Genomic DNA, 24,642 nt, shown 5'->3' on the forward strand with positions numbered 1-24,642 from the left:
CGGCGGGCAGCCGCCAGCGCCTGAGCCCGGTCGCCAGGTCCTCCAGCGCCGCGGCGCGGCGGCGCGGCTGCGCCGCATCGCTGACGTAAAGCGGCGTCGCGCCGGGGCGGGTCCGGGGACCAGCCGCTGCGGGGCGGGCCGCGTCGGGGCGGGGCAGGGTCGCATCCAGCATGGCCGGGGCTATAGAGGCCGGCGCCGGACTGCCGAAAACAAATAGTGGACAGCGGGCCGTTAGTTACCAATTGGTTGCAAGGCCGTGAGGGGTACAGCACCCGCCAGGACTTTCGGACACAGGCAAGAGTTTGCTGCCGCAAAGTATTGCGATGAAGACTCGGACTTGCCGAGCCTGCCCGGAAGCGTGTAGGGCTTGAGCTTCACGGACGCAGTACGTCCGCCTGGTCTTCGGGGCAGCCTGGAGGCACGCATCGTGGGGACGATGCGGGTCTCGGGGGGGCAGGCTTCGGAACCGGTGTTCCTAGACCCGACGGAGCCAAGGGGATGTCCCAGGGGATTCGGACCATCAGCGAGACCGGCTGGACCGCGCGGGGCCTCGTTGCTCGCCTCGGTCGACCGGCCGTCGCCTTATCGGTCCTTGCTTTGCTGGCTGCCTGCGGGCAGTCGAGCCAAGCGCCGGCCACCAAGCATGTGGCGGCGGTGCATGGCAGCTACAACCGGCCGAGCAGCTATGACCCGCCGGGTCCGGCCCGGGATCCATGGGGTCCCTATATCCGCGACGCCTCCCGCCGCTTCGACGTGCCCGAGCGCTGGATCCGCGAGGTCATGCGCCAGGAATCCGGCGGCCGAATCGGCGCCACCAGTCCGGTCGGCGCCATGGGCCTGATGCAGGTCATGCCCGGAACCTACCGCGAGCTGCGCGGCCGCTACGGCTTTGGCGACGACCCCTACCACCCCTATGACAGCATCATGGCGGGTGCGGCGTACATCCGGGAGATGTACGACCTCTACGGCTCGCCCGCCTTCCTGGCGGCCTACAATGCCGGGCCGCGGCGGCTGGAGGACTATCTCTGGAACAGCCGGGGCCTGCCGAACGAAACGCGCAACTACGTCGCCCGCATCGGCCCCAACATCATCGCCCACCACCCGACGAAGCGAGTGGCGCCGGAGATCTATGCCGCCGCCGAGATCCCGCTGAACATCCCGGCCGGCCCGCGCCGGATGGACAGTGCCACCATGCTGGCGCTGCGCGAGCAGCGTGACGCACAGCAGCCGGGCATCACGCCGACGGTGCTGGCCGGCACGGTGGTGCGGATGGACCCGATTCCGGACGGCAGCACGTCGGATCCGCCGGTTCAGGTCGCCTCCCTGAGCCCGATGGTCAGCCCGGTGGTGCGGATGGATCCGATCCCGGATGGCAGCACCTCGGCCCCGTCGATGCCGCGGGGTGAGGTAGTCCGGATGGAGCCGATCCCCAACCCGCCGATCGCCGAACCGGTGGTGAGCCCGCGCGCGCCCGAGCCGATGGCGCCGTCGCGCGCGCCGGCGCGGACCGCCGCGACGCCACCTGCCAGGACCCAGGTTGCCGCCCTGGCCCTGCCGCCCGTGGCGCCGTCGCGGCCGGGCCCGGCGATGCAGTCCGGCCCGGCACGAGGCTTTGCCCTGCTCGGCACCGCCCAGGCCTCGACCCTGCCGACTTCGGCGATCCGCCCGGCCGTCGCCCGGGGTCCGGCGCCTGCCGCCACCCCCGCCGGTGGCTGGGCGGTGCAGGTCGGCGCCTTCGCCAACCAGGCCCAGGCGCGCGGCGCGGCGGAGGCGGCGCAGGATACCGCCGGTGGCCGCACCGCGGTGCAGCCGGTGGCCGCCGGCCGGGCTACCCTGTACCGCGCCCGGGTCACCGGGCTGTCCCAGCCGGCTGCCCAGGCCGCCTGCGACCGGCTGAAGCGCAAGGGTGCCTGCATCGTCCTTTCGCCCGACGCGCAGGGCTAAGCCCAGGCCTCAAACCGCGGGGCCAGGTCGAGAACCGGAAGCGAGCGCCAGGCGGGATCCTGGCGTCGCCTCCTCCCCTCCGGGCAACCCGGACCCCAGGTCACGCGATTCTGCTGCCGGCCTTGGCCGGCGGGGCTGGACCGCGCGCCTCCCCGATGGAATCAGCCAAGGCCCTGGCTGGATCGGAGGAGCATGCATGTCTGACGCCGCCCTGAAGTCCGGCCTCGCCGGTCCCGCTCCCTGGCTCCCATGCGCCTGGTCCGCCGCCCCTGGTCTCATCCTGGGGGGCGAGGGCGAAGATGACGAAGACGCGCTCGACGAGGAAGACGAGTTCGAGGACGAGGACGACCTTGAGGAGGACGAGGAATTCGAGGAGGACGAGGACGACCTCGACGACGAGGAGGATCTCGACGACCTCGACGAGGAGGAGGCCGAGGACTGAGGCGCCCGCCGCGCCGCCGCCCCCGGCGGCCTGAAGGCGCCGGCCCCCCTTGCTGTCATCCCCGCGCTCCCTCAGGCTGCGGCGGGAAAGACCAAGCCTCGGGGAGAAGTCCATGACTGCCGATGCCGCGCCGGCGAATGCCGGATTCGCGTCCTTGGATGCGCTGGTGCGGCCACGCTCCGTGGCCGTCATCGGCGCCTCGGACGAGCCGGCCCGGATCGGCGGCCGGCCGATCGCCTACATGAAGGAACGCGGCTTCCACGGCGAGATTTGGCCGGTCAACCCGAAACGAGCGACGGTGCAGGGCCTGACGGCCTTTCCCTCGGTCGAGGCGCTGCCGGCCGCACCTGACGTCGCCATCATCGCCGTCCCCGCCGAGCATGCCATCCCGACGCTCGATTCGTTGGGAAAGAAGGGCTGCCGCGCCGTCATCGTCTTCTCCGCCGGCTTCGCCGAGATGGACGCCGCCGGCGCCGAGGCGCAGGACCGGCTGACCGCGGTGGCGAAGCGCCACGGCATCCGGCTGCTGGGGCCGAACTGCCTCGGCGTCTTCAACGACAGCATCCGCTTCTACGGCACCTTCACCGCGAGCTTCGAGAAGGGCTGGCCGGTCCCCGGGCGGATCGGCGTGGCGTCGCAGTCCGGCGCCTACGGCACGCATGTCTTCGCCGCGGCGCTCGACCGGGGCCTCGGCATGCAGGTCTGCATCACCACGGGCAACGAGGCGGAGGTCGCGCTCGGTGACGTGCTGGGCTGGATGGCGCAGGCGCCCGAGGTCGACGTGATCTGCGCCTATGCCGAGGGCATCCGGGAAAGCGCGCAGTTCATCGCGGCGCTCGAGCTCGCGCGGCGCAACCGCAAGCCGATCGTCATGATGAAGGTCGGCCGCAGCCAGCTTGGCGGCGCCGCGGCGCAGTCGCACACGGCCTCCATCGCCGGCGACGACGCGGTGACCCAGGCGGTGCTGGACGAGTTCGGCGTGGTGCGGGCGCGGACGACGGAGGAGATGCTCGACATCGCCTATGCTGCGTCCCGCCGCATCTACCCCGCGCGCAATACGCTCGGCGTGCTGACCGTCTCGGGCGGCGCCGGCGTGCTGATCTCGGACGCTGCCGAGGCCGCCGGGATCGCCATGCCACCGATGCCGGAGGCGGCGCAGGAGAAGCTGCGTGGATTGGTGCCTTTCTGTGCCCCGCGCAACCCCGTGGACTGCACCGCGCAGGTCACAAACAACCTGCCGCTGATCACCGAATTCGCCGAGAGCGTGGCGACCGATGGCGGCTATACCTCGATCCTGTCCTTCTGGTCGCAGACCGCGGCGGGGCGCAGCGTCGGGCCCGCGCTGCACCAGCAGATGCGGGCGATCCGCGCCGCGCATCCGGACCGGCTCTGGGTCATGTCCATGCTGGCGCCGAACAAGACCGCGGATTACGAGGCCGATGGCTGGGTCTGCTTCGAGGACCCGTCCCGCGCGGTCACCGCGATCGCCGCCATGGGGCAATACGGTGCGTCCTTCGCCAAGGCCGAGCAGCCGCGCGCGGCGGTGCCGTTGCCGAAGGTGGTGCTGCCGGAGACGACACCGTCCGAGGCGGTGGCCAAGGCATTGTTGGCCGAGGCCGGCGTGCCGGCGGTGCCCGAGCATGCCTGCAGCGACAGCGAGGCGGCGGTCGCCGCGGCGGCGCAGATCGGCTACCCCGTGGTGCTGAAGATCCTGTCGCCCGACATCCTGCACAAGAGCGAGATCGGCGGCGTGCTGCTGGACGTGGCGAATGCCGAGCAGGTGAAGCAGGGCTTCGCCACGCTCCTCGACCGCGCCCGGCACCATGCGCCGGCAGCGCGGATCGAGGGCGTTCTGGTCGCCAAGCAGATCCCGACGAAGGGAGAGGGGGCTGCGGTCGAGATGGCGCTCGGCGTCTTCCGCGACCCGGTCTTCGGGCCGGTGGCGATGGTCGGGTTGGGCGGCATCTTCATCGAGGTGCTGAAGGATGTCGCCTTTCGCCGCTGCCCCTTCGACACCATGGAGGCCGAGCGGATGGTCCGCAGCCTGCGCGGCTTCCCCTTGCTGGATGGCGCGCGCGGCCGGCCGAAGGCCGACGTGGCGGCGCTGGCGAAGGCGCTCTCGGCGCTCTCGGCCTTCGCCGCCGCGGCCGGGCCGCGGCTGGCCGGCGTCGACGTCAACCCGCTGCTGGTGCTGCCGGATGGGCAGGGCTGCTTTGCCGCCGATGCCGTGATCGAACTCCAGGCGGCCCGGTGAACGAAGGCGCACAGGCGCCGCAGGTCTGAATCGGTCCGCTGAACATAGGGGGGAGCCACTGAGATGGCGCTGAACTACGACCACCTGATGAACTACCCCATCCCCGAAGTGCGGCAGACGCTGCGCTGGCAGGATGTGGCGCTGTACAATTTTTCCGTCGGCCTTGGTCAGGACCCGATGGACGAGCAGCAGCTCGACTTCCTTTATGAGCCGCGGCTGAAAGTGATGCCGTCGATGCCGGTGGTGCTGGCCTCGCCCGGCTTCTGGTCGCGCAACGCCGATACCGGGATCGTCTGGCAGCAGATCCTGCACGGCGAGCAGGGGCTGGTGCTGCACGCGCCGCTGCCGACGGAGGGCGAGGTGGTCGGCCGGTCCCGCATCACCGGCATCGTCGATCGCGGCGAGGGCAAGGGTGCCTTGATGTACTCGGAGCGCGAGATCCGCGACGCCAGGACCGGCGCGCTGCTGGCCACCGCGACCTCGACCAGCTTCCTCCGCGGCAATGGCGGCTTCGGCGGCCCGAGCGGCCCGGTGAAGCAGCCGCACCCGGAGCCAGACCGCACCCCGGACGTCACGCTGGACCTGGCGACGCGGCCGGAGCAGGCGCTGGTCTATCGGCTCAACAGCGATCTCAACCCTCTGCACATCGACCCTGCAGTGGCGAAGCAGGCCGGCTTCCCGCGCCCGATCCTGCACGGGCTCTGTACCTTCGGCACCGTCTGCCACGCCCTGCTGCGGGAGATGTGCGGCTACGACACCGCGCGCTTCGGACGGATGGACCTGCGCTTCTCCTCCCCCGTCTTCCCGGGCGAGACGATCCGCACCGAGATCTGGAAGGAAGCCGACGGTGCCGCCTTCCGCGCCCGTGTGGTCGAGCGCGACAAGGTGGTGGTGAGCAACGGGCTGTTCCGCTACGCCTGAGCCCATGCTGCTGGCCGGCCCGATCATCGTCTTCGATACCGAGACCACCGGCGCGGCGACCGGCGACCGCGTGGTCTCACTCGGCGCCGTGCGGCTGGACGCGGCGCTGGAGCCGGAGGCGACGCTGCACCTGGCCTTCGCCCCCGGCATTCCCTGCCACTGGGGCGCCACGAGGGTGCATGGCATGAGCGACGCCTTCCTCGCCCTGCACCCACCCTTCGCCGAGCACGTCGCGGACGTCGCCGATTTCTTCGGCGGCCATGCTGCGGCGGCGCACAACATGCCTTTCGACCGCCGCATGCTGGGCGGGGAGTTCGAGCGGCTCGGCCTGCCCGCCCCCTGGGGCGCGGCGCATTGCACGCTGCAGCTCTGGCGCCGGGCGCATCCCGGGCAGCGCGCCGGCCTGGCGCACGCCGCCGCCGCTTGCGGCCTGGCACGGGAGACGGCACTGCACGGCGCGCTCGAGGATGCCTGGCTGGCGGCCAACCTGTTGCGGGTGCTGCACGACCTGCCGCCGGCGCCGATGCGGCTGCACGGGATCACCAACAGCCCGATCGGGGCGGAGGTCTTCGCCTGACCCGCCGGCGGGGCTGGACCGGCGGCGGCCCGCGGTTTACCTGAAAGGCCGGTCCGGGAGGGTATGGATGATCAACAAGATCGTGCAGTCGGTCGCGGATGCGCTGGCTGGGGTGAAGGACGGCTCCACCGTGCTGATCGGCGGCTTCGGCTCGGTCGGCCAGCCCGACGTTCTGATCGAGGGGCTGATCGAGCAGGGCGCCAGCAACCTCACCGCCGTGCTGAACAATGCCGGGGTCGGCCGCATCGGCGTGGCGCGGCTGATGGAGCTCGGCCGGGTCCGCAAGATCGTCTGCTCCTTCCCCCGCAGCAGCGACCCGGTGGTCTTCGAGACGCTGTACCGCGAGGGCCGGATCGAGCTGGAGATCGTGCCGCAGGGGACCTTGGCGGAACGCATCCGCGCCGCCGGTGCCGGCATCCCCGCCTTCTACACCGCGACCGCCGCCGGCACGAAGCTGGAGCAGGGCAAGGAAGCCCGGGAGTTCGAGGGCAAGCGCTACGTCATGGAACGCGCGCTGCCCGGCGACGTGGCGCTGATCGAGGCCTGGGAGGCGGATCGCTGGGGCAACCTCGTCTACCGGGGCTCCGGCGCCAACTTCAACCCGGTGATGGCGATGGCGGCCGAGCTGACCATCGCCCAGGTGCAGCACATCCGCGAGCTTGGCGAGCTGCACCCGCACATGATCATGACCCCCGGCGTCTACGTGAACCGCGTGGTCCAGGTGGATCGAGGCGGCGACTGGCTGACCCCGGAAGCCGGTTGAGCAGAGGAGGACGGAACATGCCCTTCACCCGCGACCAGATGGCCGCCCGCCTCGCCGACGACGTGCCGGAGGGATGGTGCGTCAACCTCGGCATCGGCATCCCCACCATGGTGGCGAACCATGTGCCGCCGACGCGGGAGGTGATCTTCCAGTCGGAAAACGGCGTCATCGGCATGGGCCCGGCCCCGGCCAAGGGGCATGAGGACCCTTGGCTGATCAACGCCGGCAAGCAGCTGATCACCCTGGCGAAAGGGGCTTCCTTCGTCGGCCATGCCGACAGCTTCGCAATGATTCGCGGCGGCCATATCGACCTTTGCGTGCTTGGCGCCTTCGAGGTCGCGGAGAATGGCGACCTGGCGAACTGGGCGACCTCGGAGAACGACACCGCCCCCGCGGTCGGCGGCGCCATGGACCTGGCAGCCGGGGCCAAGCGGCTCTGGGTGATCATGGAGCACACGACCAAGGACGGAAGGTCGAAGCTGGTGGAGCGCTGCGGCTATCCGCTGACCGGCCTCGCCTGCGTGCGCCGGGTCTATACCAACCTGGCGGTGCTGGACGTGGTGCCGGAGAAGGGCTTCGTCGTGGTGGACCTGGCACCGGGCGTGACGCTCGACGAGTTGCGCGCGAAGACCGCCGCCCCTCTCCACACCAATTGAAACCCGGGGTCGCCAGGACCCTTGGAGCGTCCGGGGAGGGCGGCGTCTTCCCTGGGTATTGGGAGTAGTGTCGCATGAGCGCCGCCGAACAGGACGACCGCGCGGAATCCATCCGCATGATCCGCGACAGCGCCGCCGCCTTGGCGCCGCCCGGCGGCGACCTGAAGCGCATCCGCGACCTGCGTTTCCAGGATCCCGGCTTCGATGCCGGGCTGTTCCGCCAGATGGGCGAGATGGGCTGGATCGGGTTGCGGGTGCCGGAGGCGCTGGGCGGCGCCGGGCTTGGCCTCGGCGAAATGTGCGCCCTGGCCGAGGAGCTGGGCGGCGCCCTGGTGCCGGAGCCGCTGATCGCCGCGTCCCTTTCCGCGCAGCTGCTGGCGGCGGCCGGGCGCCACGGTGCGCTGCCGGTGCTGCTGGCCGGCGAGGTGCTGGTGCTGACGGCGTGGCAGGAGCGGCCCGATACGCTTGAGGCGCCCGGCACGCCCGACGCGCCGCGGCGTTTCCTGCCCATGGCCTCGGGGGCCGATTTCTTCCTCGTCCCGGTGCGGGAAGGCGATCGGCTCGCGCTGTACGAGCTGCCGGCGGCGCGCTGCGTGCCAAAGGTCGAGCGCACTCAGGACGGCGGCAATCTCGGCAGCATCGTGCCGAACCTGGTGGAAGGCACGAAGCTCTCCGACGATATCGGCCCGATGCTGGCCGATGGCCTGGACGAGGCGGCGCTGGTAACGGCGGCCTACCTGCTCGGCGGGATGGAGCGCGCCTTCGGCATGACGCTCGACTACCTTCGCACGCGGCAGCAGTTCGGCAGGATCATCGGTACCTTCCAGGCGCTGCAGCACCGTGCGGCAAACCTGAATATGCAGCTCGCGCTGACCCGCGCCAGCATCGAGGCCGCGGCGGCGACGCTCGATGCCGGCGCCATTGGCGATGCGCGCCGCGCCGCCGTGTCCCGCGCCAAGGCGCGCGCGGCGGAGGCCAGCCTGCTGGTGCAGCGCGAATGCATCCAGCTGCATGGCGGCATCGGCTATACCGACGACTACGACGTGGGCCTGTACCTGCGGAAAGCCATGGTAATGGCCAACCAGTATGGCAGCGCCACGCTGCACCGCCGCCGCTTCATGGCCACCAGCCCGGAGGTCGAGGAATGACTGCGCCCGATGGTCGGAGCGCCGAAGGGCGCGGAGAGCTGAATCGGCCGCAGGACCATGCGCCCGATGGTCGGAGTGCCGAAGGGCGCGGAGAGCTGAATCGGCCGCAAGGCGGCAGCGAGGTTTCCGCCACGCGGCTGATCGAGGAGCGCGACGGCGCGGTCCTCATCCTCACCATCGACCAGCCGGCGCGGCGCAACGCGCTGGCCATGCCGATCCGCTCCGCGATGATCGCGGCGCTGGAGCAGGCGCAGGCGAACCGCGATGTCCGCGCGGTGGTCATCACCGGCTCGGGCGGCCATTTCTGCTCGGGCGGCGACATCTCCGGCATGGACGTGGACAGCGCGCTGGCGGGGCGGGAGCGCATGCGGCTGTCGCACCAGCTGATCCGCCTGATGGTGATGGGCAGCCTGCCGGTGGTCGCGGCGGTCGAGGGCTTCTGCGTCGGCGCCGGCCTATCGCTCGCCTGCGCCTCGGACACGGTGGTGGCATCGGAGGAAGCGCGCTTCGCCGCGGGCTTCGGCAAGATCGGGCTGATGGCCGATCTCGGCCTGCCGCATACCCTGCCGATGCGCGTCGGCCAGGGCCGGGCGCGGCAGATCCTCTTCTACCACGGGCAGATGAGCGCGCCGGAGGCCGAACGCATCGGCATCGTCGACCATGTCGTACCGAAGGGCCATGCGCTGCGGACCGCGCTGGAGAAGGCGAAGTTCCTTGCGGACCAGGCGCCGGCGCCGATGGCACTGACCAAGCAGATGCTGGGCGAGGGCCTCGACCGCGCCCTGGAGCAGGAACGCCATTTCCAGTCCACGCTGTTCCTGACCGAGGATTTCAAGGAAGGCCGCGCTGCCTTCCTCGGCAAGCGCACGCCGCAATTCAAGGGGACCTGAGATGGACGCCATCCGCATTCCGCCGCCGGCCGAGCTCGACGGCCTCGACGACGAGCAGTTCCGCCACGTGGTCCGCGCCTTCCTGCACGCAAACTACCCGCAGGAACTGCGCAACCCGCCGAAGCGCCTGCACTGGAGCGAGAACAAGCCCTGGTACATGACGCTGGCCGAGCGCGGCTGGCTCTGCCCGGGCTGGCCGAAGGAACATGGCGGGCTCGGCCTCTCGCCGGGCAAGCAGATCATCCTGACCGAGGAATACGAGCGCTACGGCGTCGCCCGCACCAACGACCACGGCATCGTCATGCTGGGCCCGCTGGTGATCAAGTACGGCACGGAGGAGCAGAAGCGGCGCTTCCTGCCAAAGATCCTGACCGGCGAGCACATCTGGTGCCAGGGCTATTCCGAGCCCAATGCCGGCTCCGACCTCGCCGCGCTGCGGACGGAAGCCGTGCTCGACGGCGACCACTATGTCGTCAACGGCCAGAAGATCTGGACCACGCTGGCGATGGACGCCAACTGGATTTTCCTGCTGGTCCGCACCGACAAGAATGCGAAGAAGCAGGAGGGGATCTCCTTCCTGCTGGTGGACATGAAGACGCCCGGCATCACCGTGCGTCCCATCATCAACCTCGAGATGCATGACGAGTTCTGCGAGACCTTCTTCGACAATGTCCGGGTGCCGAAGGAGAACCTGGTCGGCCAGCTCAACAAGGGCTGGGACATGGCCAAGGCGCTGCTCGGCTTCGAGCGCATCTTCCTCGGCTCGCCGCGGCAATCGGGCTACGCGCTGTCGCGGCTGAAGATCCTGGCCGAGCGGATGGGGTGCTGGGAGGACGCGCAGTTCCAGGACAGCTACGCCCGGCTGCGGCTGGAGTTCGAGGACCTGAAGGCGCTGTATGGCACCTTCGTCGAGCGGCTGAAGCGCGGCCAGTCGCTCGGCCCCGACGTCTCCATGCTGAAGATCCTGCAGACCGAGCTGTTCCAGAAGATCACCGACTGCATGCTGGAGATCGCCGGCGAGAATGCCGGGCTGCTGGAGCCGATGGAGGGCAACCGCGATCTCAACATCGGCGGCCTCTACATCCAGGCCCGGCCGGCGACGATCTATGGCGGCAGCAACGAGATCCAGCGGAACATCCTGAGCAAGAACGTGCTCGAGCTTCCCGGCTGATCCTGGGCGGGCCGCGTCAGCCCTTCGCCCGCTGCGCCAGCGCGGCCAGCCGCGGCTCGGCGGCACGCTGCGCGGCGCGCTCGATCGCCCGGTAGTCGGCCACCAGCCCGCGCCCCGCCTCGGTCAGCACCGCGCCGCCGCCGCGATGGCCGCCGGGGCTGGCCTGCACCGCGGGGGTGCCGAGCAGCCGGTTCAGCGCATCCACCAGGTCCCAGGCGCGCTTGTAGCTCATCCCCAGCGCCCGCCCGGCCGCCGAGATCGAGCCCTCCCGGTCGATCGCCTCCAGCAGCCGGACCTTGCCCGGGCCGATCCGCCCCTGCGGCAGGTCGATCCGCAGGCTGAGCGCCGCCTCCTTCATCCCGTCGCTCCCGTGCTGCGATCGAAGGTCACCGCCTTCACCACCGCCCAGACCGCCTGGCCCGGCGCGAGCCCCAGCCGCGCGACGCTGTCGCGCGTGACGCGCGACAGCAGCTCGCTCCCGCCCAGGCGCAGCCGCAGGAAGACCTCGTGCGGGGAGGGCGCCTCGCCGATCGCGGCGAGGGTCGCCGGCAGCACGTTCTGGGTGGAGAGGCCGCGCGGCGGCTCGGTCGCCACCGCCACGTCGCGGGCGCGCAGCCGGACGCGGGCCCGGGTGCCCGGTGCTTCCTCCCGCATCGGCACCGTCAGCTCGCCGCCGGCGAAGCCGAGGCGCGTCAGCCCGCGCGCGGCATCGTGCCCCAGCACCGTGCAGGGCAGCAGCGCGCCGGCATCGCGCCGCCCGGCCAGCGGCAGGTCGGTGCGCAGCGACAGCGCCTCCACGCTGCCCTCCGCCACGACGCGCCCGGCCTGCAGCAGCACCAGCCGGTCGGCCAGCGCGTCCACCTCGTCCAGCGCATGGGTGACGTAGAGGATCGGCAGGTTCGCGGCGCTGCGCAGCCGGGCCAGGAAGGGCAGCACCTCGGCCCGCCGCTCGGCATCGAGCGCCGCCAGCGGCTCGTCCATCAGCAGCAGCCGCGGCCGCGCCAGCAGCGCGCGTCCCAGCGCCACGCGCTGCCGCTCGCCGCCCGAAAGCCGCCCCGGCCGCCGCCCGAGCAGATGGCCGATGCCGAGCAGCGCCACCACCTCCTCGAGCCCCGGGCCGGTGGCGTCCGGCGGCGCGCGGCGCAGCCCGTAGCGCAGGTTGGTGGCGACGCTGAGATGCGGGAACAGCCGCGCATCCTGGAAGACCATGGCGCAGCGCCGACGCTCCGGCGGGACGCAGAGTCCGCGCGCGGTGTCGAGCAGCGCCGTGCCGTGCAGCGCGACGTGCCCGGCCTGCGGCCGCAGCAGCCCGGCGACGGCGGCCAGCACCGTGGTCTTGCCGCAGCCGGAGGTCCCGAACAACGCGGTCACGCCCGCCTCCGCCGTGGCGAAGGCGACGTCCAGCGCGAAGCCCCCGGGCCCGAAGCGGTGGCGCAGCGCGACGTCCAGCATCAGCCGCGCCCCAGCAGCAGCGCCATGCGCCGCGCCAGGAACTCCGCCGCCAGCAGGCCGAGCACGGCCAGCGCGAAGGAGATGCCGGCGAGCCGCGCCGCCGTCGCCTCCCCGCCCGGCATCTGCGTCGCGCTGTAGATCGCCAGGGGCAGCGTCTGCGTCTCGCCCGGGATGTTGGAGGCGAAGGTGATCACCGCGCCGAACTCGCCGAGCCCCGCGGCGAAGGCAGTGACCGCGCCGGCCAGGATGCCGGGCGACATCAGCGGCAGGGTGACGGTGACGAAGCGGTCGAGCCGCCCGGCGCCGAGCGTCCGCGCCGCGGCCTCCAGCCCGGGGTCGACGCCTTCCAGACCGAGCCGCACCGCGCGGACGATCAGCGGGAAGGACATCACCGCGGTCGCCAGCGCCGCGCCATCCGTGGTGAAGACCAGGCGGATGCCGAACCACGCGTGCAGCGGCTCGCCGATCGGCCCGCGCAGGCCGAACAGCATCAGCAGGCCCCAGCCGACGACGACGGGAGGCACCACCAGCGGCAGGTGCACCAGCGCGTCCAGCAGCGCCCGGCCGGGGAAGCGGCCGCGCGCCAGCAGCATCGCCACGCCGATCGCCGGCAGCAGCGAGACCAGGACCGAGCGGCAGGCGACGTCGAGGCTGAGCCGCACGGCCTGCCATTCCTCGGCGCTCAGCCCGAAATCCATGCGGTGTCCTTGGCCAGCGTCGTGTCCCATCGGACATAACGCCGGCCCGTCCCCAGGTCCATCGGATGGACGCGCCCGCGCGCTGGCCATAGCCTTCGCCGCAGCGGCCCGGCGAGAGGCCGCGCGGAGGAACCCTGCATGATCCGCATCGGCCGCCGCGTCGCGCTCGGCGCCGCATTCCTGGCACCCGCGGCCCGCGCCCAGGCTTGGCCGCTGCGCCCGGTGCGCCTCGTCGTGCCCTTCCCGCCCGGCGGGCCGGCCGACGCGCTGGCACGGCTGCTGGCGGAGCGGCTGGCGGAGGGCTGGGGCCAGCCGGTCGTCGTCGAGAACCGCGGCGGCGCCGGCGGCAATATCGGCGCCGAGGCGGTGGCGCGCGCGGCGCCGGACGGCCACACGCTGCTGGTCTGCGCCTCCTCCCACGTGCAGGGCGCCGCGCTCTATACCAGGCTGGCCTTCGACCCGGTCCGCGACTTCACCCCGGTTGCGCAACTCGCCTACTACAGCCTGGTGCTGGTGCTGCACCCGTCGGTGCCGGCCGCGGACCTGGCGGGCTTCGAGGCGCTGCTGCGCGCCCATCCCGGCCAGGTCACCGTCGCCTCGGCCGGCATCGGCACGCCGACCCACCTGACCGCGGAGCTGTTCCGCAGCCGCGCCGGGGTGGAGTTCACCCATGTGCCCTTCGGCGGCGCCGCGCCGGCGCATGCGGCGCTGCTCGGCGGCCAGGTGCAGGCGATGTTCCACAACCCGGTCATGGCGGTCCCGGCGGTGCAGGCCGGGCGGTTGCATGCGCTGGCCACGACGGGGGCGGCGCGCGCCCTGGCGCTGCCGGATGTGCCGACCCTGGCGGAGTCCGGCTATCCCGGCTTCGATTCCGGTACCTGGTATGCGGTGCTCGGCCCGGCCGGGCTGCCGGCGCCGGTGGTGGCGCGGATCGAGGCCGATCTCCGCCGCATCGTCGCGCTGCCCGCGGTGCGCGAGCGGCTCGCGGCGCAGTCGATGGAGCCGCGCGATCTCGGGCCGGACCGGCTGGCCGCGGTGATGCGGGACGAGCTGGCGCGCTGGACCGAGGTGATCCAGCGGCTTGGCATCCGCCAGGATTGAGGCTTTGACGGCAGGCGCGCCGGGCGCAGGCTGGGGCGAACGGGAAGGAAGGCAGCCGGCATGGCCCCGGGTTTCGATGTCTCCGGTTTCGGGCCGGCGCCCTGACGCGATGGACCGCGACGCGCTGGCCCGCTGGATGGACGGCCTGGGGCTGGAAGGCGGCCCTGTCGAGGCGCCGCGCCAGCTCGAGGGCGGGACGCAGAACGTCATGCTGCGCTTCCGCCGCGGCGCGCGGGAATTCGTGCTGCGCCGCGCCCCGCCGAGCCCGGTGATGGACGGCAACCGGACCATGCGGCGGGAGGCGCGGCTGCTGGCGGCGCTGGCCGGCACCGAGGTGCCGCATCCGCGGCTGGTCGCGCTCTGCGACGATCCCGGCCTGCTCGGCGGCGTGTTCTACCTGATGGAGGTGGTGGAGGGCTTCAACGCCATCACGGTGATGCCGCCGCTGCATGCCGGCGACCCGGCGATCCGCCACGGCATGGGGCTGGCGCTGGTGGACGGCATCGCCCGGCTGGCGCAGGTGGACCATGTCGCGGTGGGGCTGGAGGATTTCGGCCGAACGGAGGGTTTTCTCGACCGCCAGGCCGGGCGCTGGCGCGCGCAGCTCGAAGGCTATGGGCAATACGCGGGCTGGCCGGGGCCGCAGGTGCTGCCGGGCGTCGAGGCCGTCGCCGGCTGGCTGGATGCGACCCTGCCGCGCGACTTCACGCCTGGGCTGATGCATGGCGACTATCACATCGGCAACGTGATGTTCGCCCCGGACGGCCCGGCGCTGGCGGCGATCGTCGACTGGGAGCTGGCGACACTCGGCGACCCGCTGCTCGATCTCGGCCGGCTGCTGGCGCAGTGGCCGGAGGGCGGTGCGCCGCCGCCCGGCGGCTTCCGCACCACGCCGCATGACGGCTTCCCCGACATGCCGGAGATCATCGCGCATTACGCCGCGCGGACCGGGCGCGACATGGGCTCGCTGCGCTGGCATGCGGTGCTGGCCAGCTACAAGCTCGGCATCCTGCTCGAGGGCAGCAATGCCCGCGCCTGCGCCGGCCGCGCCCCGCGCGACATCGGCGACACGCTGCACCGGACGGCGGTCGAATGCCTGGAACGGGCACTGGCCTGGATCGAGGGCGGGCCTTTCGCATGAGGGGAGGGAGGCGATGAGCACGAGCATGGGACGCTTCGCCGGCAAGGTGGCGGTGGTGGCGGGCGGCGCCTCCGGCATCGGCCTTGCCATCCTGCGCGGCCTGCGCCGCAAGGGCGCGCGGGTGGTCTGCGGCGATGTCAGCGAGGAGCGGCTGGCGACAGTCGCCGCCGAGTTCGGCGCGGGCGTTGCCACCACGCGCTGCGACGTGACCAGGGAGGCCGAGGTCGAGGCGATGATGGCGCTGGCCGCATCGCGGTTCGGCGCGCTCGACTGCGCCTTCAACGTCGCCGGCGCCTCCCGCCCCGGCTACATCGTGGATCTTGCCGAGGGCGATTGGGACTTCACCGTCGATCTCTGCCTGAAGGGCGTCTTCCTCGGGATGAAGCATGCGGCGCGGCACATGCTGGGACGCGGCGGGTGCATTGTGAACATCGCCTCGCTTAACGCCCATGTGCCGATGCATGGCGGCGCCGCCTATGCCTCGGCCAAGGCGGGGGTCGAGATGCTGACGCGGAATGGCGCGCTGGAGATGACGCCGGACGGCGTCCGGGTGAACGCCATCCTGCCCGGCCTGGTCGAGACGCCGCTGACCAAGCGCCACTTCGACAACCCCGCCGCGCATGCCGCCTTCCTCCAGCGCATCCCGCTCGGCCGCGCGGCGCAGCCGGAGGACATCGCCGGCCCCGCCCTGTTCCTGGCCAGCGAGGAGGCGCGCTACGTCTCCGGCGCCAGCCTGCTGGTGGATGGCGCCTGGGCAGTCACCGGCTACCCCGACATGCGTCCTTTCCGCGGCAGGCCGGGCTGGCCCCGGCAGGGCTGAGGGAACGCAGTGGGGTCTGGCCGCGTCTAGTCTCCCTGTGCCAAGGGAGACAGGCGCCATGCCGAAACAGATCAGCGGCGAGTTCGACGTGCGGCGCGAGGCCGAGCTGGCGGTTGAGCGGCTCGTGCAGGAATACAAGATCGACCGCTCCGACATCCAGGTGGCGGCCGCGGGCGACGACAACACGACGGGCACCGTTGCTTCCGGCGCCGACCGCGACCGGGAGACGGGGGAACCCGGGGAGAGCCCGACGCATGGCCGGATCCGCGTCTCGGTGACCGTGGACGATGCGATGGCCGATAAGGCGCAGGAGGCTCTGCGCCAGGCGCACGGGGTCTAGACCGGATCGCGGCAGGCCATGAATGCCCGGCCGCGTGACGCTGCGCCAACGTCGACGGGCTGAGCGGGGCGGCGTTCACCTTTGAAGGCCGCCATTGCAGGTAGCGGGGGGCAGGGGCAGCGTTCCCTGCCGGTTTCCTCGTTGTTGCGAGCACCGGCGGTTTGCCCGCCGGCTGCGGGCCGTGCCCGGGAGGGGGATAGTGTGACGCCGCGACCGCTGGCCTCGGCAGTTGCATTGGCGTCCGTCGCGCCCGACCATGCCGGCCAAGCACTCAGGACACCCCTCATGACCGATCTCTGGCGCCTTCCGGCCACGGATCTCGCAGCCCTGGTCCGCGACCGGCAGGTCTCCGCCACCGAAGCGACCAGATCCGCGCTCGCCCGGCTCGATGCGGTGAACCCCAGGATCAACGCCGTCATCCAGCACGACCCGGCCCAGCCGCTGGCCGTTGCCGCTGCGGTGGATGCGGCGATCGCCCGCGGGGAGGACCCCGGGCCGTTGGCCGGCGTGCCGATCACGGTGAAGGTCAATGTCGACCAGCAGGGCTGGGCCACCACCAATGGCCTGGCCCTGCAGAAGGACCTGGTGGCGCAGCAGGACAGCCCGGTGGTGGCCAACCTGAGGAAGGCGGGGGCCATCATCCTCGGCCGGACCAATACCCCGGCCTTCTCGCTGCGCTGGTTCACCCGCAACCTGCTGCATGGCGCAACGACCAATCCGCGCGACCCGTCGATCACCCCGGGCGGCTCCTCGGGCGGGGCGGCGGCCTGCGTCGCCGCCGGCATCGGCGCCCTCGCGCACGGCACGGATATCGGCGGGTCGGTGCGCTACCCTGCCTATGCCTGCGGCATCCATGGCATCCGCCCGACCCTCGGGCGCATCCCCGCCTGGAACGCCACCGGCCCGGACCGCGGGATCGGCGCGCAACTCATGGCCGTGTCCGGCCCGCTGGCGCGGACCATCGGCGACCTGCGCCTGGCGCTCGGCGCGATGAGCCAGCCGGATGCGCGCGACCCCTGGTGGGTGCCGGCGCCGCTGGATGGCCCGCCAGTGCCGCAACGTGCCGCGCTCTGCATCGCACCCGACGGCATGCCGGTGCAGCCGGAAGTCGCCGCCGCGCTGCGGGATGCGGGCAAGCGCCTGCAGGCCGCCGGCTGGGAGGTGGAGGAAGTGCCCGACCTGCCGCCATTGCAGGAAAGCGCCGACATCCAGCTGCTCCTCTGGCTGGCGGAGAGCCGACGCGCCGGCACCGGCGTGTACGAGCGCGAGGGCGACCCGGATGCGCTGGCGATCTTCGGCTACATGGAACGGCTCTGCGCCGAGCCTTCGCTCTTCGACTTCCAGGATGCGCTGCAGAAGCGGGTCGGCCTGCTGCGGCAATGGCTGCTGTTCCTCGAGCGCTACCCGGTCGTGATCATGCCGGTTTCCGGCGCGCTGCCCTATCCCAACCACCCGGATGTCGAGAGCTTCGAGGGCTTCCGGCGGATGATGGCAGAGCAGCTGCCGCAGCTCGGCCTGCCGGTGCTGGGCCTGCCCGGAATGACGGTCAGCACCGGCCTGGTCGGCCGCGTGCCGGTCGGGGTGCAACTGGTCGGCGGCCGCTACCGGGAGGACGTGCTGCTGGCCGCCGGCGCGGCGATCGAGGCGCGCGGCGTGCCCGCGGCGCCGATCGACCCGGCATGAGGATACGGCTTGCCTTGGGTATGCTGGCGCTGCTCGGCGCCTGTGGTGGCAGCGACCGCGGTTGCCCAGGGGTTCTGGCCAATGCCTCCGGCCAGCCGCTCGAGCAGTTCTACCTGGCGCACGAGGGCGCTGGAGGCTGGGGCGAGGACCTGCTGCCGGACCGCGACCTGCCGCCCGGCGCCAGCCTGCCCTTCCGCTTCCCGGCGGAGGGGCACTACGGTCTGCGCGCGGTCTGGACCAATGGCCGGGCGGCGGAGATGCAGGGCGTCGAGGCGTGCCGCACGACACGCGTCACCCTGCGGGACGGCAGCATGCAGGCGGAGTAGGGAAGGCCGGGAAGAAAGTATCCTCCCTCGCCCCGCCCTGTTGTTCTGATATCAAACGCACGAAGTTCCGACCTGCGGCCCGCAGGGTCGAGGCGCCGAACGGCGCCCGCCGCTGGTGCGGCGAAGCCGAGCCGTGCGAAGGCACGGCGCCCGGCGTCTGAGGGGCACGAAGGTATGACCTTCGTACGCTCGGTACGAACAGGCACTCGCCGCGCGGCGGCTGCGAAACTCACCAAGGATAACGGACCGGTCTGGGGAGGAAATGCGTCTTCCCGCCCGGTTTTGCCTGCCTACTCCGCCGCCTGTTGCATCGCCCCCCGTGGCAGCACCGCCCGCAGCGCCCCGATCAGCTCGGCGATCATCGCATCGGTGTGGAAAGGCGTGGCACACAGCCGCAGCCGCTCCGTGCCGCGCGGCACGGTCGGGTAGTTGATCGGCGTGGCATAGAGGCCGTGCTCCTCCAGCAGCCGCCGAGCCACCTGGCGGCACAACTCGGCCTCGCCGACGAAAACCGGGACGATGTGGCTGGGACCGGCGATGCGCGGCAGGCCGGCGGCATCCAGCGCCGATTTCAGCGCCGCGGCGCGCTCGGCCAGCTTCTCGCGCCGCGCCGGGTCCTGCTTCAGGGTGCGGACGCTGGCCAGCGCCGCGCCGGCCACCGCAGGGGGCAGGGCGGTGGTGAAGATCAGCCCGCCGGCGACGCTGCGGATGAAGTCGACCAGTTCGCCATCGCCGGCGACATAGCCGCCCAGCACGCCGAAGCCCTTGGCGAGGGTCCCCTCGATCAGGTCGACCCGCTCGGCGACGCCGTCGCGTTCCGAGATCCCGCCGCCGGTGGCGCCGTAGAGGCCGACCGCATGGACCTCGTCCAGGTAGGTCATGGCGCCGTATCTGTCCGCCAGGTCGCAGATCGCGCCGATCGGGGCGATGTCGCCATCCATCGAATAGACGCTCTCGAAGGCGATCAGCTTCGGCGCCCCGGCCGGGGCGGCGGCCAGCTTGGCTTCCAGGTCGCCCAGGTCGTTGTGCGCCCAGATGACCCGCTTTGCGTCTTTCGCCCCGCGCATGCCGGCGATCATCGAGGCGTGGTTCTTGGCGTCGGAGAAGACGATGAAGCCGGGCAGGGCTTCCAGCACCGCCGAGATTGCCGCCTGGTTGGCGATGTAGCCGGACCCGAAGAGCAGCGCGCCCGACTTGCCGTGCAGCGCGGCCAGCTCGGCTTCAAGCGCCGCATGCAGCGGCGAGGTGCCGGAGATGTTGCGGGTGCCGCCGGCGCCGGCGCCATGCGTCCCGATCGCCGCGGTCGCCGCCTCCAGCACGGCGGGGTGGTTGCCCATGCCGAGGTAGTCGTTGGAGGACCAGACCGTGACCTCCCGCACCCCCTGCGGCGCGTGCCAGCGATAGGTGGGGAAGCGGCCCGCGAGTTTCTCCAGATGGGCGAATTCGCGGTAGCGGCCCTCCCGGCGCATGGCGCCGAGCGTGTCGCGGCAATGGGCTAGCAGGGTCGCACGGGTTTGCATGGCGGGGCCGTTTAGCACCGTCCGGGCGGCATGTGTCGGCATGTTCCGCAAAAACCCAATGAACCAGCCGCAACCCAGTGCCGCGGCGATGGATGTCGTCAGCCTAGCGAAAGGCCAGGGGCGGGCTGTGCGCCATGATTCAGGTCAAACCGGCCGGCCCGCGTTCCCCCGCGGCCGCGCCGGGGATAGCCTGCGACCGACGGGGCAAGGGGGCTTCCATGGATATCGGCATCCTGCAGCAGCGGCGGATCGAGGCGGCCTTCGCCAAGGGCGTCTTCGAGGAGATGGCCGCCGAACTGGGCGAGGACCGGGCCCGGGCGATCCTGGCCCGCGCCGTGGTCAAGCTGGCGAAGCAGGCGGCCGGGGCCATGGCGGCCGAGGCGCCGGATGGCCCGGGGCTCGACCATTTCGCCGCCATCCAGGAGCGCTGGACCCGCGGCGATGCCCTGGCGATCCAGCCGGTGGCGCGCGACGCGACCCGCTTCGAGTTCAACGTCACCCGCTGCCGCTATGCCGAGATGTACCGGGAGATGGGACTCGCCGAACTCGGCGCCGTGCTCTCCTGCAGCCGCGACGGCGCCTTCTGCGAGGGCTACGACCCGCGCCTCAAGCTCACCCGGACCCAGACCCTGATGGGCGGCGCCACCCATTGCGACTTCCGCTACCGGATGGAGGAGGCCCCCGATGCCTGAGCGCCTGCACCCGAAGCTGCGCCCGCTGCTGGCCGACGACTGGGCCCGGGTGGACCCCGAGCTCCCCGCCCTGCTGGAGATGCTCTTCGCCCGCAGCGCCGGGGAGGACTGGCACAAGGCCGGCACCTTCAAGGACCACCTGCTCGGCGTCTGCCGCACCCTCACCCTCTGGGACCAGCCGCGCGAGGTGCGGCTGCTCGGCCTGTTCCACAGCGTCTATTCCAACGAATACGTCGACCTGAAGCTGTTCGACGGCGGCGGCAACCGGGCGGAGCTGACCGCGGCGCTGGGCGCGGAGGCCGAGCGTCTGATCCACACCTTCTGCGTCATGCCCCGCACCCTGTTCACCCAGCGCCTGCTGGCCGAGGACGACCTGCCGGAGGAGGGCATGGTGCTGGAGCGCCCGGGCGCGCCCGACGTCATCCTGTCCTCCCGCGACGTCGCGGTCTTCGCCATCGCCACCATCGCCGACATCGCGGAGCAATGGCATTCCTGGCAGGACGAGGTCTTCTCCGGCTTTCCCTTCCAGAAGCAGCGGCCACTGCGGGAGAACTGGGCCGCCTCCCTCTGGCCCGGCCCGCTGAAGCCGACCACCTCGGCGCTGTCGATGCTGTCCCGCCTCGGCCGCGTGCTCTCCGACCTGCCGGAGGAATGGGGCCTGCCGACGCCCCCGGTCTTCACCCGCTGCACCGCTGTGCTGGAGCCCGAGGACGAGATGGCCGCCGCCACGCTGTACTGGCAGGCGGTGACGCGCGGCCTGCCGATGGCCGGCCTCGGCGCGACCCACCGGGCGCTCTCCGCCTGCATCCGCCACAACCCCTATGTCGCCGAGCCGCGGCTCATGCTGGCGCAGCTTGCGCTGACCGCCGGTGACTGGGCGATGGCCGAGGACCACGCCCGGGCGGGGCTCGATCTGCTGCAGGACTGGGGCATCGCCTGGGACAAGCGGATCGCCTGGTCGGGCTGGGTCGCCTGGGCGCGGATCCTGCTGCAATCGGCCGAGGCGAGGCGCTGGCCGGAGAGCCTCGCCGGGCTGAACGGGCTCGGCTTGGTGGAATGACCTTTTCCCGGGCGGCCTGCGGCGCCATCTTGTGCGGAACGACCTGACTTCGGGGAAATGCCAATGAACCGCCTGACGCGCCGTGCCGCGCTCGCCCTGCCGCTTGCCCTGCCTGCCGTGGCACGGGCGCAGGACTGGAAGCCCGGCCAGCCCATCCGCATCGTCGTCCCGGCCGCGCCGGGCGGCACCGCCGATGCCAGCGCCCGCCTGCTCGCCCCTTTCCTGCAGCAGCACTACGGCCAGAACTGCGTGGTGGAGAACCGCTCCGGGGCCGGTGGCGTGATCGGCACGACCGAGGTGGTGCGGGCCGCCCCGGATGGGCTGACCCTGCTGCTCGGCAATATCGGGCCGCAGGCGATCGGCCTTTCGCTCTACCGCAGCCTGCCTTATGGCCGGGACAGCCTGGTGCCGGTCTGCGGCACTGTGCGGGGGCCGAACGTGCTGGTGGTGCACCCCTCCGTCCCGGCGAATACCCTGCCGGAACTGGTCGCCCACCTGAAGAAGAACCCGGGCAAGCTGAGCTTCGGCTCCCCCGGCGTCGGCCAGAGCCCGCATCTCACCGGCGTCTGGTTCAACCAGGCCACGGGGACCGAGGCGATCCACGTGCCCTTCCGCGGCGCCGGCCCGGCGGCGATGGAACTCGTCGCCGGCAATATCCAGTACATGTGGGACAACCTGACCAGCGGCATCAGCCAGATCCAGGGCGGCCGGGTGCGGGCGCTGGCGGTCAGCAGCGCCGACCGCAACCCGCAGCTGCCCGACGTGCCCGCGGCGCGGGAGACGATGCCGGAACTGGCGAAATTCGACGTCAATACCTGGTTCGGCATCTTCGCCCCGGCCGGGACGCCGCGCCCGGTCGTCGACAGCATCAACGCCGCCATGAAGGCCTGGCACGGCACCGAGGCGGTGCAGGCGCGCTGGCGCGAGATGGGCGGCGTCTCGCTCTACGGCACGCCGGAGCAATACGCCGCCTTCGTCGCCAACGAGGTGGAGAAGTGGGGCGAGGTGATCCGCAAGGAAGGCCTGCAGATGGACCTCGGCTGATGGTCGGGTTGCCGCGCCGTGCCGCCCTCGCCGCGCCCGCCTTGCTGCTGGCTGGCACGGCCCGCGCGCAGTCCTGGCGGCCCGGCCAGCAGGTCCGCATCATCGTGCCCGCCGCAGCCGGCGGCACGACGGACATCATGGGCCGGATCTGCGCCCAGTACCTGCAAGCGCGCTGGGGCACGCCGGTGGTGGCGGACAACCGCACCGGCGCCGGCGGCACCATCGGCACGCTGGAAGCGGTCCGGGCGAAGGCGGACGGGCTGACGCTGCTCTCCGGCAATATCGGGCCGCAGGCCATCGCCTATTCGCTGTTCCGCAACCTGCCCTACCATGCCGGGCAGCTCACCCCGATCGCCGGGCAGATCCGCGGCCCCAACGTGCTGGTGGTGAACACCAATACGCCGGTCCGCACGATGGCGGAATTCGCCGCCTGGCTGCGCGGCAGCCCGGGGCGGATCAGCTACGCCTCCACCGGCGTCGGGCAGTCGACGCACCTGACGCCGGTCTGGCTGCTGCAGCTGCTGCAGGTGGAGGCGATCCACGTGCCCTTCCGCGGCTCCGCCCCGGCGCAGGTCGAGCTGCTGGCCGGCAATGTCGGCTTCATGATCGACAACCTGACCGGGGTCATCGAGCATATCCGCAGCGGCAAGCTGCGCGCCCTGGCGGTCACCGGCGACGAGCGCAACGCCGAACTGCCGGACGTGCCGGCGGCGCGCGAGACGCTGCCCGAGCTGGCGCGGTTCGAGGTGAACACCTGGTTCGGCCTGTTCGGCCCGGCCGGCCTGCCGCCGGAAATCACCCGCTCGATCAATGCCGAGATCAACGCGCTGCTCGACCTGCCGGAGACCAAGCAGCGCTTCGCCCAGCTCGGCGGCGTGCCGCTGCGCCTCAGCCCGGAGGAATTCGCCGCCTGGGTCCGGGCGGAGACGCAGAAATGGGGCGTGGTGATCAGGAAGGAGGGATTGCAGCTCGACGCCAGCTGAGAGCCGCGGGCGCGGTTGACGCGGTGCCGGGCGGGACGCAGCCTGGGTAGGAATGATCCTCTCGCCCCTCTGGCTGCCGGTGACCCTGGCTGCCGCGCTCTTCCAGACCTGGCGTACCGCCATGCAGCAGAAGCTGCGCGGCCAGCTATCGGTCAATGCCGCGGCGGTGGTGCGCTACCTCTATGGCGTGCCGGTCGGCGCGCTGATCCTGGCGCTCTACCTGCTGCTCTTCGGCGGCGCGCTGCCGCCGCTGAACCTCGCATTCCTCGTGCTCGCCGCGGCCGGCGGGCTGGGACAGATCCTCGGCACCAACCTGCTGATCATGGCCTTCGGCTATCGCGGCTTCGCGGTCGGCACGGCCTATGCGAAGACCGAGGCGGTGCAGGGCGCCATCCTCGCGCTCATCGTGCTGGGAGAGCGCATCTCGGCGCTGGCCTGGTTCGGCATCGCGGTCGGCGTCGGCGGCGTGCTCTGGCTTTCGCTGGCCGGCAAGGCGCGCAGCCTGGGGGAGGTGCTGCGCGCGACGGTGCAGCCGGCAGCGCTCTGCGGCCTCTCGGCCGGGTTCTTCTTCGCCCTCACCAGCGTGCTGGTGAAGGCGGCCAATCAGGCCCTGCCCGGCGAGGACCCGATCCTGCGGGCGCTGGTGACGCTGGTGGCGGCCAATGTGCTGCAGACCTGCATGCAGGGCGGCTGGCTGCTGGCGCGGGAGCCGGACCAGGCCCGCGCCGTCCTCACCACCTGGCGGACCAGCGCCCAGGTCGGGGCACTCTCGGCCTGCGGCTCAGCCTGCTGGTTCACCGCCTTCGCGCTCGCCCCCGTCGCGCTGGTGCGGGCGGTGGGGCAGGTGGAGATCATCTTCACCCTTCTGTTCAGCCGCTTCTACCTGCAGGAGAAACCCTCCGCCGCCGAGGTGATCGGCGTCTGCGTCGTGGTGGCGGGGGTGGTGCTGGTGCTGGTCGGGCGCTGACCCCGCGCCGGCGGGCCGCCGTGGGCGCCGGCTTCGTGACGCAGGCCTC

Annotated in this window: 25 protein-coding genes; 21 read left to right on the forward strand and 4 right to left on the reverse strand. The window is 71.9% G+C overall.

Going from position 1 to position 24,642, the window contains the following annotated elements; all coding sequences use genetic code 11:
- Positions 1-498 precede the first annotated feature (498 nt).
- The 10 genes from E2C06_RS24040 to E2C06_RS24085 all read left to right on the forward strand — a co-directional run bounded on the left by E2C06_RS24040 (position 499) and on the right by E2C06_RS24085 (position 10,766).
- On the forward strand, positions 499-1,944 hold the full coding sequence (locus tag E2C06_RS24040; RefSeq protein WP_133291134.1) for a lytic transglycosylase domain-containing protein: 1,446 nt from the start codon (positions 499-501) through the stop codon (positions 1,942-1,944).
- Positions 1,945-2,140: 196 nt separating this feature from the next.
- The gene (locus E2C06_RS38530; protein WP_193560496.1) at positions 2,141-2,386 is read left to right on the forward strand and encodes a hypothetical protein; all 246 of its coding nucleotides are present in this window, start codon (positions 2,141-2,143) and stop codon (positions 2,384-2,386) included.
- Between the two features lie 112 nt (positions 2,387-2,498).
- Positions 2,499-4,640 carry an acetate--CoA ligase family protein gene (locus tag E2C06_RS24050; protein WP_133291135.1) on the forward strand — a complete coding sequence of 714 codons (2,142 nt, stop codon included), beginning with the start codon at positions 2,499-2,501 and terminating at the stop codon, positions 4,638-4,640.
- A 63-nt stretch (positions 4,641-4,703) separates the two neighbouring features.
- A complete protein-coding gene (locus E2C06_RS24055) occupies positions 4,704-5,561 on the forward strand; it encodes a MaoC family dehydratase (protein ID WP_133291136.1) in 858 nt (285 codons plus the stop codon).
- A gap of 4 nt (positions 5,562-5,565) precedes the next feature.
- Positions 5,566-6,138: a 3'-5' exonuclease gene (locus tag E2C06_RS24060; protein ID WP_133291137.1), complete on the forward strand. Its 573-nt coding sequence runs from the start codon at positions 5,566-5,568 to the stop codon at positions 6,136-6,138.
- A 67-nt stretch (positions 6,139-6,205) separates the two neighbouring features.
- Positions 6,206-6,901, forward strand: coding sequence for a 3-oxoacid CoA-transferase subunit A (locus tag E2C06_RS24065; RefSeq protein WP_133291138.1), 696 nt, complete (start codon positions 6,206-6,208; stop codon positions 6,899-6,901).
- A 17-nt stretch (positions 6,902-6,918) separates the two neighbouring features.
- Entirely contained in the window at positions 6,919-7,557 is a 639-nt protein-coding gene (locus tag E2C06_RS24070) for a 3-oxoacid CoA-transferase subunit B (RefSeq protein WP_133291139.1), read from the forward strand.
- Positions 7,558-7,631: 74 nt separating this feature from the next.
- The gene (locus tag E2C06_RS24075) at positions 7,632-8,705 is read left to right on the forward strand and encodes an acyl-CoA dehydrogenase family protein (RefSeq protein ID WP_133291140.1); all 1,074 of its coding nucleotides are present in this window, start codon (positions 7,632-7,634) and stop codon (positions 8,703-8,705) included.
- Entirely contained in the window at positions 8,702-9,595 is an 894-nt protein-coding gene (locus E2C06_RS24080; protein WP_133291141.1) for an enoyl-CoA hydratase/isomerase family protein, read from the forward strand. The genes E2C06_RS24075 and E2C06_RS24080 overlap by 4 nt, the downstream gene beginning before the upstream one ends.
- 1 nt (position 9,596) lies before the next feature.
- The gene (locus E2C06_RS24085; protein WP_133291142.1) at positions 9,597-10,766 is read left to right on the forward strand and encodes an acyl-CoA dehydrogenase family protein; all 1,170 of its coding nucleotides are present in this window, start codon (positions 9,597-9,599) and stop codon (positions 10,764-10,766) included.
- Between the two features lie 16 nt (positions 10,767-10,782).
- Here the strand turns inward: E2C06_RS24085 and E2C06_RS24090 are convergent, their stop codons facing one another.
- From E2C06_RS24090 to modB, 3 genes are read right to left on the reverse strand one after another with little or no spacing between them, the layout of a single operon-like run.
- Positions 10,783-11,124 carry a winged helix-turn-helix domain-containing protein gene (locus E2C06_RS24090; protein WP_133291143.1) on the reverse strand — a complete coding sequence of 114 codons (342 nt, stop codon included), beginning with the start codon at positions 11,122-11,124 and terminating at the stop codon, positions 10,783-10,785.
- Positions 11,121-12,218: a molybdenum ABC transporter ATP-binding protein gene (gene modC / locus E2C06_RS24095; protein ID WP_133291144.1), complete on the reverse strand. Its 1,098-nt coding sequence runs from the start codon at positions 12,216-12,218 to the stop codon at positions 11,121-11,123. The genes E2C06_RS24090 and modC overlap by 4 nt, the downstream gene beginning before the upstream one ends.
- Complete coding sequence (gene modB, locus E2C06_RS24100) at positions 12,218-12,916, reverse strand: molybdate ABC transporter permease subunit (RefSeq protein WP_193560497.1); 699 nt, start codon at positions 12,914-12,916, stop codon at positions 12,218-12,220. The genes modC and modB overlap by 1 nt, the downstream gene beginning before the upstream one ends.
- A gap of 138 nt (positions 12,917-13,054) precedes the next feature.
- Between modB and E2C06_RS24105 the strand changes: the two genes are divergently transcribed.
- The 6 genes from E2C06_RS24105 to E2C06_RS24130 all read left to right on the forward strand — a co-directional run bounded on the left by E2C06_RS24105 (position 13,055) and on the right by E2C06_RS24130 (position 18,327).
- The gene (locus E2C06_RS24105) at positions 13,055-14,017 is read left to right on the forward strand and encodes a Bug family tripartite tricarboxylate transporter substrate binding protein (protein WP_133291145.1); all 963 of its coding nucleotides are present in this window, start codon (positions 13,055-13,057) and stop codon (positions 14,015-14,017) included.
- A gap of 109 nt (positions 14,018-14,126) precedes the next feature.
- Positions 14,127-15,158: a phosphotransferase family protein gene (locus E2C06_RS24110; protein ID WP_206664673.1), complete on the forward strand. Its 1,032-nt coding sequence runs from the start codon at positions 14,127-14,129 to the stop codon at positions 15,156-15,158.
- 13 nt (positions 15,159-15,171) lie between these two features.
- Positions 15,172-15,978, forward strand: coding sequence for an SDR family NAD(P)-dependent oxidoreductase (locus E2C06_RS24115; protein ID WP_193560498.1), 807 nt, complete (start codon positions 15,172-15,174; stop codon positions 15,976-15,978).
- Between the two features lie 58 nt (positions 15,979-16,036).
- Complete coding sequence (locus tag E2C06_RS24120) at positions 16,037-16,318, forward strand: hypothetical protein (RefSeq protein WP_133291147.1); 282 nt, start codon at positions 16,037-16,039, stop codon at positions 16,316-16,318.
- A gap of 285 nt (positions 16,319-16,603) precedes the next feature.
- On the forward strand, positions 16,604-18,001 hold the full coding sequence (locus E2C06_RS24125) for an amidase family protein (protein WP_133291148.1): 1,398 nt from the start codon (positions 16,604-16,606) through the stop codon (positions 17,999-18,001).
- Between the two features lie 14 nt (positions 18,002-18,015).
- Positions 18,016-18,327: a hypothetical protein gene (locus E2C06_RS24130; protein WP_133291149.1), complete on the forward strand. Its 312-nt coding sequence runs from the start codon at positions 18,016-18,018 to the stop codon at positions 18,325-18,327.
- 290 nt (positions 18,328-18,617) lie between these two features.
- On the opposite strand, the gene hemA is transcribed toward E2C06_RS24130, so the two are convergent.
- Positions 18,618-19,847: a 5-aminolevulinate synthase gene (gene hemA / locus E2C06_RS24135; RefSeq protein ID WP_133291150.1), complete on the reverse strand. Its 1,230-nt coding sequence runs from the start codon at positions 19,845-19,847 to the stop codon at positions 18,618-18,620.
- A gap of 218 nt (positions 19,848-20,065) precedes the next feature.
- On the opposite strand from hemA, the gene E2C06_RS24140 reads away from it, so the two are divergent.
- The 5 genes from E2C06_RS24140 (at position 20,066) to E2C06_RS24160 (ending at position 24,593) form a co-directional block, all read left to right on the forward strand.
- Complete coding sequence (locus tag E2C06_RS24140) at positions 20,066-20,539, forward strand: L-2-amino-thiazoline-4-carboxylic acid hydrolase (RefSeq protein WP_133291151.1); 474 nt, start codon at positions 20,066-20,068, stop codon at positions 20,537-20,539.
- Positions 20,532-21,599 carry a DUF6817 domain-containing protein gene (locus E2C06_RS39700; protein WP_133291152.1) on the forward strand — a complete coding sequence of 356 codons (1,068 nt, stop codon included), beginning with the start codon at positions 20,532-20,534 and terminating at the stop codon, positions 21,597-21,599. Before E2C06_RS24140 ends, E2C06_RS39700 begins: the two co-directional genes overlap by 8 nt.
- Positions 21,600-21,662: 63 nt before the next feature.
- Positions 21,663-22,643, forward strand: coding sequence for a Bug family tripartite tricarboxylate transporter substrate binding protein (locus E2C06_RS24150; RefSeq protein ID WP_133291153.1), 981 nt, complete (start codon positions 21,663-21,665; stop codon positions 22,641-22,643).
- Positions 22,643-23,626, forward strand: coding sequence for a Bug family tripartite tricarboxylate transporter substrate binding protein (locus tag E2C06_RS24155; RefSeq protein ID WP_133291154.1), 984 nt, complete (start codon positions 22,643-22,645; stop codon positions 23,624-23,626). The genes E2C06_RS24150 and E2C06_RS24155 overlap by 1 nt, the downstream gene beginning before the upstream one ends.
- A gap of 52 nt (positions 23,627-23,678) precedes the next feature.
- On the forward strand, positions 23,679-24,593 hold the full coding sequence (locus tag E2C06_RS24160) for a DMT family transporter (RefSeq protein WP_133291155.1): 915 nt from the start codon (positions 23,679-23,681) through the stop codon (positions 24,591-24,593).
- The last annotated feature ends 49 nt before the right edge of the window (positions 24,594-24,642 follow it).

It is taken from the genome of Dankookia rubra, assembly GCF_004355005.1.
GTDB classification, from domain to species: Bacteria; Pseudomonadota; Alphaproteobacteria; order Acetobacterales; family Acetobacteraceae; genus Paracraurococcus; species Paracraurococcus ruber_A.

Excerpts from the sequence above, each read along its gene's own strand:
- E2C06_RS24040 (WP_133291134.1), top strand. The coding sequence starts at position 499 with ATGTCCCAGGGGATTCGGACCATCAGCGAGACCGGCTGGACCGCGCGG.
- E2C06_RS38530 (WP_193560496.1), top strand. The coding sequence starts at position 2,141 with ATGTCTGACGCCGCCCTGAAGTCCGGCCTCGCCGGTCCCGCTCCCTGG.
- E2C06_RS24050 (WP_133291135.1), top strand. The coding sequence starts at position 2,499 with ATGACTGCCGATGCCGCGCCGGCGAATGCCGGATTCGCGTCCTTGGAT.
- E2C06_RS24055 (WP_133291136.1), top strand. The coding sequence starts at position 4,704 with ATGGCGCTGAACTACGACCACCTGATGAACTACCCCATCCCCGAAGTG.
- E2C06_RS24060 (WP_133291137.1), top strand. The coding sequence starts at position 5,566 with ATGCTGCTGGCCGGCCCGATCATCGTCTTCGATACCGAGACCACCGGC.
- E2C06_RS24065 (WP_133291138.1), top strand. The coding sequence starts at position 6,206 with ATGATCAACAAGATCGTGCAGTCGGTCGCGGATGCGCTGGCTGGGGTG.
- E2C06_RS24070 (WP_133291139.1), top strand. The coding sequence starts at position 6,919 with ATGCCCTTCACCCGCGACCAGATGGCCGCCCGCCTCGCCGACGACGTG.
- E2C06_RS24075 (WP_133291140.1), top strand. The coding sequence starts at position 7,632 with ATGAGCGCCGCCGAACAGGACGACCGCGCGGAATCCATCCGCATGATC.
- E2C06_RS24080 (WP_133291141.1), top strand. The coding sequence starts at position 8,702 with ATGACTGCGCCCGATGGTCGGAGCGCCGAAGGGCGCGGAGAGCTGAAT.
- E2C06_RS24085 (WP_133291142.1), top strand. The coding sequence starts at position 9,597 with ATGGACGCCATCCGCATTCCGCCGCCGGCCGAGCTCGACGGCCTCGAC.
- E2C06_RS24090 (WP_133291143.1), bottom strand. The coding sequence starts at position 11,124 with ATGAAGGAGGCGGCGCTCAGCCTGCGGATCGACCTGCCGCAGGGGCGG.
- modC (WP_133291144.1), bottom strand. The coding sequence starts at position 12,218 with ATGCTGGACGTCGCGCTGCGCCACCGCTTCGGGCCCGGGGGCTTCGCG.
- modB (WP_193560497.1), bottom strand. The coding sequence starts at position 12,916 with ATGGATTTCGGGCTGAGCGCCGAGGAATGGCAGGCCGTGCGGCTCAGC.
- E2C06_RS24105 (WP_133291145.1), top strand. The coding sequence starts at position 13,055 with ATGATCCGCATCGGCCGCCGCGTCGCGCTCGGCGCCGCATTCCTGGCA.
- E2C06_RS24110 (WP_206664673.1), top strand. The coding sequence starts at position 14,127 with ATGGACCGCGACGCGCTGGCCCGCTGGATGGACGGCCTGGGGCTGGAA.
- E2C06_RS24115 (WP_193560498.1), top strand. The coding sequence starts at position 15,172 with ATGAGCACGAGCATGGGACGCTTCGCCGGCAAGGTGGCGGTGGTGGCG.
- E2C06_RS24120 (WP_133291147.1), top strand. The coding sequence starts at position 16,037 with ATGCCGAAACAGATCAGCGGCGAGTTCGACGTGCGGCGCGAGGCCGAG.
- E2C06_RS24125 (WP_133291148.1), top strand. The coding sequence starts at position 16,604 with ATGACCGATCTCTGGCGCCTTCCGGCCACGGATCTCGCAGCCCTGGTC.
- hemA (WP_133291150.1), bottom strand. The coding sequence starts at position 19,847 with ATGCAAACCCGTGCGACCCTGCTAGCCCATTGCCGCGACACGCTCGGC.
- E2C06_RS24140 (WP_133291151.1), top strand. The coding sequence starts at position 20,066 with ATGGATATCGGCATCCTGCAGCAGCGGCGGATCGAGGCGGCCTTCGCC.
- E2C06_RS39700 (WP_133291152.1), top strand. The coding sequence starts at position 20,532 with ATGCCTGAGCGCCTGCACCCGAAGCTGCGCCCGCTGCTGGCCGACGAC.
- E2C06_RS24150 (WP_133291153.1), top strand. The coding sequence starts at position 21,663 with ATGAACCGCCTGACGCGCCGTGCCGCGCTCGCCCTGCCGCTTGCCCTG.
- E2C06_RS24155 (WP_133291154.1), top strand. The coding sequence starts at position 22,643 with ATGGTCGGGTTGCCGCGCCGTGCCGCCCTCGCCGCGCCCGCCTTGCTG.
- E2C06_RS24160 (WP_133291155.1), top strand. The coding sequence starts at position 23,679 with ATGATCCTCTCGCCCCTCTGGCTGCCGGTGACCCTGGCTGCCGCGCTC.